Source organism: Arenimonas sp. (genome assembly GCF_036275555.1).
In the GTDB taxonomy this organism is placed as follows: domain Bacteria; phylum Pseudomonadota; class Gammaproteobacteria; order Xanthomonadales; family Xanthomonadaceae; genus Arenimonas.
Genome location: NZ_DASUDO010000005.1, coordinates 112,543 through 125,885 on the forward strand (window position 1 = coordinate 112,543; position 13,343 = coordinate 125,885).

General features: G+C 71.8%; 12 protein-coding genes. 4 read left to right on the plus strand and 8 right to left on the minus strand.

Features of this window, described 5'->3' with window-relative positions; genetic code table 11:
• Window positions 1-54: 54 nt before the first annotated feature.
• The 8 genes from trpA to prmB all read right to left on the minus strand — a co-directional run bounded on the left by trpA (window position 55) and on the right by prmB (window position 9,561).
• The gene (trpA, locus tag VFV21_RS00775) at window positions 55-861 is read right to left on the minus strand and encodes a tryptophan synthase subunit alpha (protein WP_329667661.1); all 807 of its coding nucleotides are present in this window, start codon (window positions 859-861) and stop codon (window positions 55-57) included.
• A gap of 196 nt (window positions 862-1,057) precedes the next feature.
• A complete protein-coding gene (gene trpB, locus VFV21_RS00780; protein WP_329667662.1) occupies window positions 1,058-2,287 on the minus strand; it encodes a tryptophan synthase subunit beta in 1,230 nt (409 codons plus the stop codon).
• Window positions 2,280-2,915 carry a phosphoribosylanthranilate isomerase gene (locus tag VFV21_RS00785; protein WP_329667663.1) on the minus strand — a complete coding sequence of 212 codons (636 nt, stop codon included), beginning with the start codon at window positions 2,913-2,915 and terminating at the stop codon, window positions 2,280-2,282. The genes trpB and VFV21_RS00785 overlap by 8 nt, the downstream gene beginning before the upstream one ends.
• A 125-nt stretch (window positions 2,916-3,040) precedes the next feature.
• On the minus strand, window positions 3,041-3,808 hold the full coding sequence (gene truA / locus VFV21_RS00790; RefSeq protein WP_329667695.1) for a tRNA pseudouridine(38-40) synthase TruA: 768 nt from the start codon (window positions 3,806-3,808) through the stop codon (window positions 3,041-3,043).
• Window positions 3,809-6,208: a FimV/HubP family polar landmark protein gene (locus VFV21_RS00795; RefSeq protein WP_329667664.1), complete on the minus strand. Its 2,400-nt coding sequence runs from the start codon at window positions 6,206-6,208 to the stop codon at window positions 3,809-3,811.
• 80 nt (window positions 6,209-6,288) lie between these two features.
• Entirely contained in the window at window positions 6,289-7,308 is a 1,020-nt protein-coding gene (locus VFV21_RS00800; RefSeq protein WP_329667665.1) for an aspartate-semialdehyde dehydrogenase, read from the minus strand.
• 224 nt (window positions 7,309-7,532) lie between these two features.
• Complete coding sequence (gene aroC / locus VFV21_RS00805) at window positions 7,533-8,633, minus strand: chorismate synthase (RefSeq protein WP_329667666.1); 1,101 nt, start codon at window positions 8,631-8,633, stop codon at window positions 7,533-7,535.
• A gap of 7 nt (window positions 8,634-8,640) precedes the next feature.
• Window positions 8,641-9,561 (minus strand): 50S ribosomal protein L3 N(5)-glutamine methyltransferase, encoded by a 921-nt coding sequence (prmB, locus tag VFV21_RS00810; protein WP_329667667.1) that lies wholly within the window; start codon window positions 9,559-9,561, stop codon window positions 8,641-8,643.
• Window positions 9,562-9,641: 80 nt separating this feature from the next.
• On the opposite strand from prmB, the gene VFV21_RS00815 reads away from it, so the two are divergent.
• The 4 genes from VFV21_RS00815 (at window position 9,642) to VFV21_RS00830 (ending at window position 13,273) form a co-directional block, all read left to right on the plus strand.
• Window positions 9,642-10,307 carry an SCO family protein gene (locus tag VFV21_RS00815; RefSeq protein WP_329667668.1) on the plus strand — a complete coding sequence of 222 codons (666 nt, stop codon included), beginning with the start codon at window positions 9,642-9,644 and terminating at the stop codon, window positions 10,305-10,307.
• On the plus strand, window positions 10,304-11,143 hold the full coding sequence (gene asd / locus VFV21_RS00820) for an archaetidylserine decarboxylase (RefSeq protein WP_329667669.1): 840 nt from the start codon (window positions 10,304-10,306) through the stop codon (window positions 11,141-11,143). Before VFV21_RS00815 ends, asd begins: the two co-directional genes overlap by 4 nt.
• Window positions 11,144-11,310: 167 nt before the next feature.
• Window positions 11,311-12,021 (plus strand): arginyltransferase, encoded by a 711-nt coding sequence (locus VFV21_RS00825; RefSeq protein ID WP_329667670.1) that lies wholly within the window; start codon window positions 11,311-11,313, stop codon window positions 12,019-12,021.
• 43 nt (window positions 12,022-12,064) lie between these two features.
• Complete coding sequence (locus VFV21_RS00830; protein ID WP_329667671.1) at window positions 12,065-13,273, plus strand: endonuclease/exonuclease/phosphatase family protein; 1,209 nt, start codon at window positions 12,065-12,067, stop codon at window positions 13,271-13,273.
• The last annotated feature ends 70 nt before the right edge of the window (window positions 13,274-13,343 follow it).

Here is a 13,343-nt window from a genome sequence, read left to right on the forward strand (position 1 = left end):
GTCGGGAAGTTTAGCCCGAATGGCCCCGGCCGGAAGGCCCCCGCCCGGCCGCGCTCAGGCGTGGGCGTCCAGGGCGGCACGCAGCGGGGCCAGGAAGGCGCCCGCGCGGCTCGCGGCGTCCCCGGGCGAGGCCGCGCCCGCCAGGGCATCCACCAGCGCGCTGCCGACCACGATGCCGTCGGCGGCCGGCGCCAGCGCCGCGGCCGAGGCGGCGTCGCGGATGCCGAAACCGACCAGCACCGGCACGTTCGCCTGCCGGCGCAGGTCGCCGGCCTTGGCCAGCACGGCCGCGGTGTCGAGCTGGCCGCCGCCGGTGACGCCGGCGAAGGACACGTAGTACAGGTAGCCCTGCGACTCGGTCGCCAGCCGCGCGAGGCGGTCGGGCGTGGTGGTGGGCGCGGCCAGCGAGATCAGGTCGAGCCCGGCGGCGTTGAAGGCGGCGCGGGTCGGCCCGGCCTCTTCCGGCGGCAGGTCGACCAGCAGCACGCCGTCCACGCCCGCGTCGGCCGCGGCCTTCGCGAAGCGCTCGGCGCCCCACATCTCGACCGGGTTCAGGTAACCCATCAGCACGACAGGCGTGTCGGCATCACGGCCGCGGAACTCGGCGACCGCGGCCAGGATGTAGCGCAGCCCCGCACCGCGCTCGATCGCCCGCTCCGAGCTGCGCTGGATCACCGGCCCGTCGGCCATCGGATCCGAAAACGGCACGCCCAGCTCGATCACGTCGGCGCCGGCCGCGACCAGCGCGTGCATCACCGGCACGGTCGCTTCCAGCGAGGGATCGCCGGCGGTGACGAACGGCACCAGCGCCTTGCGCTTGGCGGCCTTGAGACGGGCGAACTGGGTGCTGATGCGGGTCATCGGAGGTGAGTCCAGGAGAAGGGAGGACGGAGAGACGGGCGGGAGAGGAGATGAGGCAGAGATGAGGAGCCAGGAAATAGTGGGTAGGAGGTAGGAGGTAGGAGGTAGTGGGAGCGGTGCCGACGCGAGCCCGCCTTTCACTATTTCCTATCTCCTATTCACTATTTCCTGCTCTTCTAACGCGCTCAGTCGGCCCTCAAAGCGCAATGCCCTCGCGGCGGGCGATCGTGAAGATGTCCTTGTCGCCGCGGCCGGACAGGTTGCACAAGACCAGCGCGTCCTTCGGCAGGCCACGCGCGATCTTCATCGCCTGGGCGACGGCGTGGCTGGACTCGAGCGCCGCGAGGATGCCCTCGGTGCGCGCCAGCAGGTGGAAGGCTTCCATCGCCTCGTCGTCGGTGATGCCGGCGTAGGTGGCGCGGCCGCTGTCCTTGAGGAAGGCGTGCTCGGGGCCGACGCCGGGGTAGTCGAGGCCGGCGGAGATCGAGTGCGTCTCGGTGATCTGGCCGTCGTCGTCGCAGATCACGTAGGTGCGGTTGCCGTGCAGCACGCCCGGGCGGCCCGCGACCAGGGAGGCCGAGTGGCGGCCGGTCTCGACGCCGTCGCCCGCGGCTTCGGCGCCGACCAGGGCCACGCCCTTGTCGTTGAGGAACGCATGGAACATGCCGATGGCGTTGCTGCCGCCGCCGACGCAGGCGGTGACCGCGTCGGGCAGCCGGCCGTATTCCTCGAGCATCTGCGCCCGCGACTCCTGGCCCACCACCGCGTTGAAGTCGCGCACGAGCTTGGGATACGGGTGCGGGCCGGCGACGGTGCCGATGATGTAGAAGGTGTCGTGCACGTTGGTGACCCAGTCGCGCATCGCCTCGTTGAGCGCGTCCTTGAGCGTCTTGCTGCCCGAGGTCACCGGCACCACGGTGGCGCCCAGCAGCTTCATGCGGAACACGTTCGGCGCCTGGCGCTCGACGTCGGTGGCGCCCATGTACACCACGCATTCCAGGCCCAGGCGCGCCGCCACCGTGGCCGAGGCCACGCCGTGCTGGCCCGCGCCGGTCTCGGCGATGATGCGGGTCTTGCCCATGCGCTTGGCCAGCATGCCCTGGCCGATGGTGTTGTTGATCTTGTGCGCGCCGGTGTGGTTGAGGTCCTCGCGCTTGAGCAGGATGCGCGCTCCGCCGACGTGGGCGCTCAGCCGCGCCGCTTCGTAGATGGGGCTGGGGCGGCCGACGTAGTGGCGGTAGTCGTGGCGCAGCTCGGCCAGGAACTCCGGGTCCTTGCGGTACTTCTCGTACGCCGCCTCGAGCTCGCGCAGCGGGCCGATCAGCGTTTCGGAGACGAACACGCCACCGTAGCGCCCGAAGTGCCCGGCCGCGTCGGGCCAGGCGCCGAAATCGGCGATGTCTTCGGCCCGGGGGATGTCATTCATGGCTGCTGCGGTCTGCACGTCTAACCTCGTCTACGAATTGCTGCATCTTGTCGCCGTCCTTGGTGCCCGGCGCGCTCTCGATCCCGCTCGACACATCGACGGCGTAGGGCCGCGCGGTGCGGATGGCCTGGGCCACGTTTGCGGCCGACAGGCCGCCGGCCAGGAAGACCGGCTTGCCCAGCGGCGGGATGGTGGTCCAGTCGAAGCGCTCGCCGCGGCCGCCGGCCTGGCCGGGGCCGTGGCCGTCGAGCAGGAAGGCACTGGCCGAAGGGTAGCGTTTCCGCGCCATCGCCGCATCGTCGGCGCCCTGCCCCATCGGCACGGTCTTGATGAAAGGCAGGCCGAAACCGCGGCAGAACGCGTCGTCCTCGCTGCCGTGGAACTGCAGCAGCGTGGGCCGAAGGATCTTGATGGCGGCGGCCACTTCGCTGCCGGGGTTGTCCATGAACAGCGCCACCGCATCCACCAGCGGCGGCACCGCCTGGCGCAGGCCCTCGAGCTGCTCGAGCCCGAGCCGGCGCGGGCTGTTGGCCGCGAACACGAAGCCCAGCGCATCCACGCCCAGCTCGACCGCCAGCCGCACGTCGCCGGGCCGGGTCATGCCGCAGAATTTGATGCGCGTCCTCATGCCGGCATTGTAAGCCCGCCACGTGCGTGCGCCGTGTACGCCCGCTGTGGGAGGGACTTCAGTCCCGAAGCTTTCGGGCAAGAAGCTTCGGGACTGAAGTCCCTCCTACAGGGGGCGGGTCCGGGTCAAAGCGTCACTTCGGGGGGCAGTCCCCACTCGGCGGGATAGCGGGGGCCGAGGAAGACGAGGCCGCTCGAGGGCGCGGTGGGCCCGGCGACCGTGCGGTCGCGGCCGGCCAGCAGTTCGGCGACCCAGGCCTCGGGCTGCTCGCCGCGGCCCACCAGCAGCAAGCTGCCGACGAAGTTGCGCACCATGTGGTGCAGGAAGGCATTGGCCTGCACTTCCATGATCACCCGGTCGTCCTCGCGCCAGACCCGGATAGCGTGCACGTTGCGGTTCGGGTGCGGCGCCTGGCAGTGCACGGTGCGGAAGGCGCTGAAGTCATGCTCGCCGACCAGGGCCTGCGCCGCGCGGTGCATCGCGTCGGCATCGAGCGGCTGGCGCTCCCAGGTGAGGTACTCGCGCTGCATGGCCGGGCGCATGCCCCGGTTGAGGATCGTGTAGCGGTAGCGCCGCGCGCGCGCCGAGTAGCGGGCGTGGAAGTCCTGCGGCATTTCCTGGCACCACAGCACCGCGATGCTGCCCGGCAAGCGGCTGTTGGCCCCCTGCCGGAACGCGAACGGCGTGCGTCCGGAATCGGAATCCAGGTGCACCACCTGGCAGCGCGCGTGCACGCCGCTGTCGGTGCGACCCGCGCAGACCACGTCGAGCGGATGGTTGGCGACGAAGGACAACGCCTTCTCCACCTCGGCCTGCACCGAGGCACCGTGCGACAGCCGCTGCCATCCCTGGAAGCCGCTGCCGTCGTACTCGATGCCCAGTGCGTAGCGCAGTTAGCCGATGTCCTTGAGCAGGCGGGCGGCCTCGGCGCGACCGGCCGGACCGGCCTCGGCCAGCACTTCCTCGAGCATGCCCTTGGCACCCTCGACGTCGCCGATGTCGAGGTAGGCCTTGGCCAGCTCGATCTTGGTGGCGCTGCCGTCGTCGTCGCCGTCTGCGGCCGGGTCGGTCGCGAATTCGGCGGTGAAGTCGGGCTCGGCGCTGAAATCAGGCTCGGGCTCGAACGCGGGTTCCGGCGCGGGCGTCGGTTCGGGGGCCGTGAGGCGGACGCCGGCGCCGCCGCTGGTGATGCGGGCCCAGTCCTCGTCTTCGTCGACGGGCGCGGCCGGCGCGGGCGCGGCCGGCGCGATCGACCCCAGGTCGTCCAGGTCGGCAGCGGACGCGGGCGCCGGCGGCGCGGCGGACGCGGGCTTCGCGGTCGCGGCCATCACGCCGGTGTCGCCGAAGCGCGGCGTGTTCCACCCCGCCTGGCTGAACAGCGCATTGCCCGGCGCCAGCGAGGCGCCCATCACCACGGCCTCGCGCCAGCGCGGGTCGAGCGTGCTGCGCACCTGGATGCGCATGGCCTGCGCCGCGCGCTCGTACTCGGCGGCTTCACCGCGCGAGTAGTGGTAGCGCAGCAGGCCGATGTGGGCCTCGAGGTCGTTGGGGCGTTCGCGCAGGGCCTTCTGCAGGCGCTGCAGGTTCTCGTCCACCACGACGTCGGACGCCGCTTCGTCGGCAGGCTCCGGCTCGGCCGCGGCGGGGCCGGGGCGCGCAGCGCCCGGCAGGCTGGCGCGCACCGCGTCATCGTCGGAGATGCGCCGCGACGGCACCGGCAGCGGCGCCTTGCTGCGGCGGCCGCGCAGGGCCAGCACCAGGCCGCCGAGCAGGACCAGGCCGGCGCCGGCCAGCACCAGCGGATTCAGGTACCAGGGCGTCGGTGCCGGCGCCGCGGGGGCCGGTTCGGCCGCGGCGGTGTCGGCGGCCGGGGCGGGCGTGGGCTCCGGCGCGGGGGCCGGGGCCACCGGCTCGGGCTGGCCCAGACGCTCCTGCAGGGCCTTGAGCTGGCTGTCCTGGAGTTCGACCAGGCGCTCGCTGTCGGCCTGTTGCTCGTCGAGTTCGGTGAGCTGGGAGCGCAGTTCGGCGACTTCCGACTGGCGGGCCGCGAGGTCTTCGCGGGCCTGGGTCAGCTCGGCGCGCAGCTCGGCGCCGGTGCCGGCGCCGCTGGCGCCCGACTGGAGGCCGCGGGCGGCCTGCTCTTCACCCGAGGGCGGGACGATTTCGAGGCGGCCGTCGGCGGGCGCGCTGGCGCCGGGACGCGGCGCGGGACGCGACGGCGCCTCGGCCACCGACTCGGCCGGCTGCGGCACCGGCTGGCGACGCGCCTGCCAGGCACTGGCCTGCTCGCGCACCAGCGCGGCGGCTTCCTCGGCCCCGAGCTGCAAGGCCTCTTCGCGCGCCGGGATGCGGAGCACGGCGCCGCGTTTGAGCTGGTTGATGTTGTCGTCGATGAAGGCTTCGGGGTTGGCCCGCTGCAGCGCCAGCATCATCTGGTTGATGGTGACCGCGCGGTCCTGGCGCGCCGCGTTGGCGATGCTCCACAGGGTCTGGCCTTCGCTGACCGGGCCATAGCTGTCGGCCGCGGCCGGCGCCGGGGCGGGCGGCGGCGGTGCCACCGGGGCCGGCGTGGGCGCCGCGGCGACCGGCTCAGGGGCGGGTTCCGGGGCAGGCTCGGGTACCGGGGCCGGCGCGGGGTCGGCCGGCTGGGCGGCGACTTCGGGCTCCGGCTCCGGCAGCACCGGCTCCGGGCTGGGTGCGGGTTCGGGCGGCAGCGGCTCGGCGGCGGGCGCGGGCGCTTCCGGCGGGATGTCGGTGACGGTCAGCACCGGCTCGGGATCGGCGACCGGGGTGGTTTCGACCGGCTCGGGCAGCGGCGCCGGCGGCGGCGCGACGTAAGGCGCGGGCGCGGCGGCGACCGGCGCCTCCAGCGGGCGGATGACCGCCGGGGCGATGTAGGGCGGATCGACCAGGGCGCTGTATTCGCGCACCACGCTGCCGCGGCCCCAGTTGGCCTCGATCAGGAAGGTCAGGAAGGGCTCGGTGAAGCGCGAGGCGGTGGTGACCAGGATCACCGGCTGGCCGGCGGCATTGCGGCCGACGCTCATCTGCAGGTTGGCGGTGAGCCCGACCGGGCGCTCGAGGCCCACGCGGGCGAAGGCCTCGGGCGAGGCCAGGCGAACCTCGAGCTCGTCGAGCTCGCCGGGCGCCGCCGACAGGATAGGGATCTCGGCCACCAGCGGCTCGTTGAGGCCGGACTTGACCTGGATCGGGCCCAGGCCCAGCGCGTGCGCGCTGGACGCGCCCAGGGCCAGTGCCAAGGCGAGCGGTAGCTGCAGATGCCGTTTATTCACGCTTCAAATCTCCCCGTGGAAGGCTGGCGCGACCACTCCCCTGCAGCGGCCCCGACGGTGTCACCGCGTGAATATACCGGTCAGCCGGTCGCTTTGACCACGAGTTCCGCGACCTGCACCGCATTCAGGGCGGCGCCCTTGCGGATGTTGTCTGCGACGATCCACAGGTCCAGGCCGCGCGGGTGCGACAGGTCCTCGCGGATCCGGCCGACGTACACGGGGTCGCTGCCCGCGGCGTGGGTCACTGGCGTCGGGTAGCCGCCGGGCCCGCGGTCGTCCACGACCTCGACGCCCGGGGCGGCCTCGAGCAGGGCGCGCGCGTCGGCCGCCGAAAGCTTGGTGCGGGTCTCGAGGTGCACGGCCTCGGAGTGGCCGTAGAACACCGGCACCCGCACCGCGGTCGGGTTCACCTGGATCGCGGCGTCGCCGAGGATCTTCCGGGTCTCCCAGACCATCTTCATTTCCTCGCGGGTGTAGCCGTTGTCCATGAACTCGTCGATGTGCGGGATCAGGTTGAAGGCGATCTGCACCGGGAACTTCTTCGGCTCGTGGGTCTGGAAGCCGAGCATGGCGGCGGTCTGGCGGCCCAGCTCCTCCATCGCGCTGCGGCCGGCGCCCGACACCGACTGGTAGGTGGCGACGTTGATGCGCTCGATGCCGACGGCGCGGTGGATCGGCGCCAGCGCGACCAGCATCTGCATGGTCGAGCAGTTGGGGTTGGCGATGATGCCGCGCGGGCGGTTCGCGATCGCTTCCGGGTTCACTTCGGCCACCACCAGCGGCACGTCGTCGTCCTGGCGGAAGGCCGAGCTGTTGTCGATGACGACCGCGCCGGCGGCGGCGAACTTCGGCGCGAATTCCTTCGACACCGAGCCGCCGGCCGAGAACAGCGCGATGTGCACGCCGGCCGGATCGAAGGTGGCGAGGTCCTGCACGACGATCTCGCGCGCGCCGTACTTGATCTTCTCGCCGGCCGAGCGCTCGCTGGCCAGCAGGTGCAGGGTGCCGACCGGGAACTGCCGCTCGGCCAGGATGGACAGCATCGCCTCGCCCACCGCACCGGTGGCGCCGACGATCGCAACGTTATAGGTCTTGCTCATGGTTCTTGTGCTTCCAGGGGTTCGCGTTTCGAACGCGGATCAAAGCGGAAAATTCGGATAAGGGCGGATACAGCAAACCAAAGTGGGCCTCGGCGACGCAGGGGCCACGAGCGCGAACGCTCAGCGACCGGGACGCGACCGAGGCATGGGTTTTCGAGCACCCAGCATCGTCTTGGATCCGCTCTTGTCCGACGTTTCCGCTTTGATCCGCGTTCGAACCGTGCTCACGCACCACCGCCCGGAACCACGGGCACGACGGGCCCCACGTCGCCGCACTGGGCGCGGTGGCGGAGGGCCTGGTCCATCAGCACGAGGGCCAGCATGGCTTCGCAGATGGGCGGGGCGCGCAGCCCGACGCAGGGATCGTGGCGGCCGGTGGTGATGACCTCGACCGGCTGGCCGGTGGTGTCGACCGTGGCGCCCGGCAGGCGCAGGCTGGAGGTGGGCTTGAACGCGACCGAGCAGGTGATGTCCTGGCCGCTGCTGATCCCGCCGAGGATGCCGCCGGCGTGGTTGCTGGCGAAGCCGGAGGGCGACATCAGGTCGCGGTGCTCGGTGCCCTTCTGCGTCACCGCGCCGAAGCCGGCGCCGATCTCGACGCCCTTCACCGCATTGATGGACATCATGGCCGCGGCGATCTCGGCGTCGAGCTTGCCGTAGATCGGCTCGCCCCAGCCCGGCGGCACGTTGCGGGCGATGACGTCGACGCGCGCGCCGACCGAATCGCCGGACTTGCGCAGCGCGTCCATGAAGGCCTCGAGCTCGGCCACCTGCGAGGCGTCCGGCCAGAAGAAGGGATTGCCCTCGATGGCCGACGCGTCGAAGGCGCGCGGGCGCAGGTCGGCGATCTGCGACACGTGCGCCTGCACGGTGATGCCGTGGCGATCCAACAGCCACTTCTTGGCGATCACCGCCGCGGCCACGCGCATCGTGGTCTCGCGCGCCGAACTGCGGCCGCCGCCGCGCGGGTCGCGCAGGCCGTACTTGTGCAGGTAGGTGTAGTCGGCATGGCCGGGGCGGAACTGTTCGGCGATCTTCGAATAGTCCTTGCTGCGCGCGTCGGTGTTGCGCACCAGCAGGCCGATCGGGGTGCCGGTGGTGACGCCCTCGTACACGCCGCTGAGGATCTCGACCTCGTCGGCCTCGTGCCGCTGCGAGGTGTGGCGCGACTTGCCGGTGGCGCGGCGGTCGAGGTCGGCGCGGAAGTCTTCCGGCGCGATGGCGATGCCCGGCGGGCAGCCGTCGATAACGCAGCCGATGGCCGGCCCGTGGCTCTCGCCGAAGGTGGTGACGCGCAGCAGCCGGCCGAAACTGTTGTCGCTCATGCGGCGGTCAGGCCCGGCGGGCGTCGGCCAGGACCTTGATGCGCGCGTGGTGCGCGACCAGGTCCTCGCGCTCGGCGACGAAGATGCCCATCTGCCCGACCTTGAACTCGACCCAGGCCAGCGGCAGCTCGGGCAGCAGCTCGACCAGGGCGCGCTCGCTCTCGCCCACTTCGCAGATCAGCAGGCCGTTTTCCGACAGATGGCGCGGGGCGTCGCGCAGGATCTCCAGCGCGAGGTCGAGGCCGTCGTCACCGGCGCGCAGGCCCAGCTCGGGCTCGTGCGAATACTCCGGCGGCAGCGCGTCGGTCTCGGCGTGGGTGACGTAAGGCGGGTTGGTGACGATCAGGTCGTAGACCTCGCCGTCGAGGTTCTTGAACAGGTCGGACTGGATCAGGCGCACGTTGTCGGCGTGCAGCCGCACCTTGTTCTCGAGCGCCAGCGCCAGCGCATCGTCGCTGAGGTCGACGCCGTCCACGGCCCAGTGCGGGTTGTAGTGCGCGGTGGCGATGGCGATGCAGCCCGAGCCGGTGCACATGTCGAGCACGCGGTTCACCTCACGGCCGCCCAGCCAGGGCTCGAAGCCGGCCTCGATCAGTTCGGCGATCGGCGAGCGCGGCACCAGGGCGCGTGAATCGGTCTTGAAGCTCAGGCCGGCGAACCAGGCCTCGCCGGTGAGGTAGCAGGCCGGGATGCGCTCGTGGATGCGGCGCTCGAACAGCGCCAGCACCGCCGCGCGCTCCTCCGCCACCAGCTTGGCCTGGCCATAGGCCGGGCCAAGGTCGGGCGGCAGGTGCAGGGCGTGCAGCACCAGCTGGGTGGCCTCGTCCAGGGCGTTGTCATGCCCGTGGCCGAAGGTCAGGCCGGCGGCGCCGAACCGGCTGGCGCCGTAGCGGATGAAGTCCACGATGGTGACGAGTTCGATCGACATGTGCCGTAAGCCCTTGCAATGCCGCGAGTATAGCCGCGCGCCCGCTATAATTGCCGCCTCGCCGACCCCCGGGACACGCCGTGTTCAACCGCACCACCCTGCTCATCCTCGTCGCCGCGCTCGCCGCCGGCCTCGGCCTCTGGGCCGCCCAGGTCGCGCTGGTGCCGTCGCCGGCCGCGCCGTCGGCCAGCGCGCCCGCCGCCCCGGCCGTCGACCCGGCGCAGCTCAAGGCGGTGCGGCTGTTCTCCAGCCCGCGCCCCCTGCCCGCCTTCGCGCTTGAGCAGTCCGACGGCACGGCGCTGGAGCCGGCCGAACTGCAGGGCCGCTGGACCGTGGTGTTCCTGGGTTTCACCCACTGCCCGGATGTCTGCCCGACCACGCTGTCGGAGCTGGCGCAGTCGCAGAAAGCCTGGGCCGACCTGCCCGAAGCCCGTCGCCCGCAGGTGCTGTTCGTGTCGATCGACCCCGAACGCGATACTCCGGCCAGGACCGGCGAGTACGCCGCCTACTTCCACCCCGCCACCCTCGCCGCCACCGGCAGCCCGGGCGCGCTGCAGGCCTTCACCGGCAGCCTCGGCCTGGTCTACATGAAGGTGGAAACCGACGCGGGTGACTACACCATGGACCACTCCTCGGCCCTGGTGGTGATCGATGCGCAGGGCCGCCAGGCGGGCCTGATCCGCCCGCCCTTCGTGCCGGCCGACATCGCCGCCGACCTCGCCCTGCTGTCGGAGGTGGCGCCGTGAGCCCGAAGGTCTTCCTGCAGTACGTGCTGCCGCACCGGCTGCTCTCGCGCATCGCCTACGCCGTGGCGCGCACGCGCGCCGCCTGGTTCAAGGACTGGCTGATCCAGCTGGTGGTGCGCAAGTTCAACGTGGACATGGCCGAGGCCGCCGACCCGGTGGCCACGAACTACGAGCACTTCAACGCCTTCTTCACCCGCGAACTCAAGCCTGGCGCGCGCACCGCCGACGCCGACCCGCGCACGCTGCTGATGCCGGCCGACGGCAAGATCAGCCAGGCCGGCCGCATCGAGGCCGGCCGCATCTTCCAGGCCAAGGGCCAGGCCTTCACCGCCGCCGAGCTGCTGGGCGACGAGGCGATGGCCGCGCCCTACGCCGACGGCTGGTTCGCGAACATCTACCTCTCGCCGCGCGACTACCACCGCGTGCACATGCCGTGGAAAGGCAGGCTGGTCGAAACGCTGCACGTGCCGGGCAGGCTGTTCACCGTCGCGCCCTGGGGCGTGCAGGCGATCCCGCGGCTGTTCGCGCGCAACGAGCGCCTGGTCTGCCACTTCGATACCGACTTCGGGCCGATGTGCTCGGTGATGGTGGGTGCGCTGCTGGTCTCGGGCGTGGAGTCGGTCTGGAACGGGGAGGAAATCCCGCCCTACGCGCACAAGCCGGTGCGCCGCGACTGGCGGGGCAAGGACATCACGCTCGACCGGTTCGCCGAAATGGCGCGCTTCAACTACGGCTCGACGGTCATCCTGCTGTTCCCGCGCGACGCGGTCACGCTCGACGCCTTCGCCACCGAAACCCCCACCCGCGTTGGGCAGCGCCTCGGTCTGATTCGCTGAGGTTATGGCGCCGGTGTCACCGCGGAAGCGAAGGTCGCTTTCTCCGACATAAAGGCTTCACGGAGGAGAAAGCGACCTTCGCTTCCGCGGTGGCCCCGGCGCCGAGGCCGAGGGCGGCAGAAAACTCTGGGGTGCGCCCTGCAAGCGGGCGAGGATAGACTGGGGCCATGGGTAGCCAGCATCACATCCGGTTGTTCCAGACCGTCGAGCATGCCTGCGGGTATTGGCCGGAGCGCCTGTCTCGGGATTTGATCATCGACCCGACGGACCCGTACTTGCCGACCCTGTTCGGGCGCGCCCTCGCTATGGGCTTCCGGCGCTCGGGCGGGCATGTGTACCGGCCGCACTGCGTGGGATGCCGCGCCTGCATCTCGGTGCGCATCCCCGTGCGCCGGTTCGAACCCAACCGCGCCCAGAAGCGCTGCCTCGCCCGCAACGCCGACCTCGAGGTGCGCAGCGTGGCGGCCCGGCGCACGGCCGAGAATTTCGCCCTGTACAAGCGCTACCTCGACACCCGCCATGTCGGCGGCGGCATGGACGACCCGGCGCCCGGGAACTTCGACAGCTTCCTGGCCTGCGGCTGGAGCCCGACCGAGTTCATGGAGTTCCGGCACGACGGCCAGCTGCTGGCCGTGGCCGTGACCGACGTGGTGGCCGACGCCCTGTCCGCCGTGTACACGTTCTACGCGCCCGAGCAGGCCGCCCGCAGCCTGGGCACCTACGCCATCCTGCGCCAGGTGCAGCGGGCGAAGGACGAGGGCCGCGAGCACCTCTACCTCGGGTTCTGGCTCGATGGCCACCCGAAGATGGCCTACAAGCGCGGCTACCGGCCGCTGGAATTCCTCGACGGCGCTGAATGGAAGCCGATGCCGGAATGATTGGCCTGCCCGGGCGGCCGCGCTTCGGGCACAATCGCCGCGCATGAGACCCCTGACCTTCCTCGGGCTGCTGTCGCTGGCCCTGCTCGCCGGCTGCCGCGGCCATGCCCCGGCCGCCGCCACCGCGGAGCCCACCATGACGCTGCGCGTCGCCACGTTCAACACTTCGCTCTACGACGAGAACCACGGCGGCCTGATCGAGCGCCTGGACCAGGGCGACGACGATGCCCGCAAGATCGCCGCGACGCTGCAGGCGGTGCGGCCGGACGTGGTGCTGCTCAACGAGTTCGACTTCGACGCCGCGGGCCGCGCGGCCGACCTGTTCCAGTCGCGCTACCTGGGCGTGGCGCAGGACGGCGGCGAGCCGATCCACTACCCGCACCGCTACTTCGCCGAGGTGAACACGGGCGTGCCCAGCGGGCTGGACCTCAATGGCGATGGCCGGATCGGCGGCGAGGGCCGCCAGCACGGCGACGACGCCTGGGGCTACGGCCTGCACCCGGGGCAGTACGGGATGCTGGTGCTGTCGATGCACCCAATCGACGCCGCGGCGGTGCGCAGCTTCCGGCTCCTGCGCTGGAGCGCGATGCCGGGCGCGCTGGCGCCGAAGTTCCCAGACACCGGCAAGCCCTTTTATCCGCCCGAGCTCTGGCGGCAGGTTCGGCTGAGCTCCAAGTCGCACTGGGACCTGCCAATCGACACGCCGCTGGGCCGGCTGCACCTGCTGGCGGCGCACCCGACGCCGCCGGTGTTCGACGGCCCGGAGCGGCGCAACGCCGCGCGAAACCACGACGAGATCCGACTGTGGGCCGAGTACCTCACGCCGGGCGACAAGCCCTGGCTGTGCGACGACGCCGGCCGCTGCGGCGGCCTGGCCGAGGGCGAGCGCTTCGTGATCGTCGGCGACTACAACGCCGACCCCGCCGACGGCGCCAGCTTGCCGGGAACGATCCAGCAGCTGCTCGAGCACCCGCGGGTGCTGCGCTTCGCGACCCCGCGCAGCGAGGGCGCGGTCGAGTCGGCGGAAAAGGTCGGCGCCGGCAACGTCGGCCAGAAGTCCTCGCCGGCGCACGACACCGCGTCGTTCGGGCCGCGCAACGGCAACTACCGGGTCGACTACGTGCTGCCCTCGGTCGGGCTGCAGGTGCGCGACGGCGGCGTGTTCTGGCCGCGCGAAGGCGAGCGCGGCTTCGGGTGGCTGCAGGCCACCGACCACCGGCTGGTGTGGGTGGACCTCGAGTCGCCGCGCTGAGGCTGGCCGCGGCGGGTCCCGGGCCCTCGTCGCGCGGCGGCGCGTTCAAGCAAGCGTCAGCCGCGGGGGC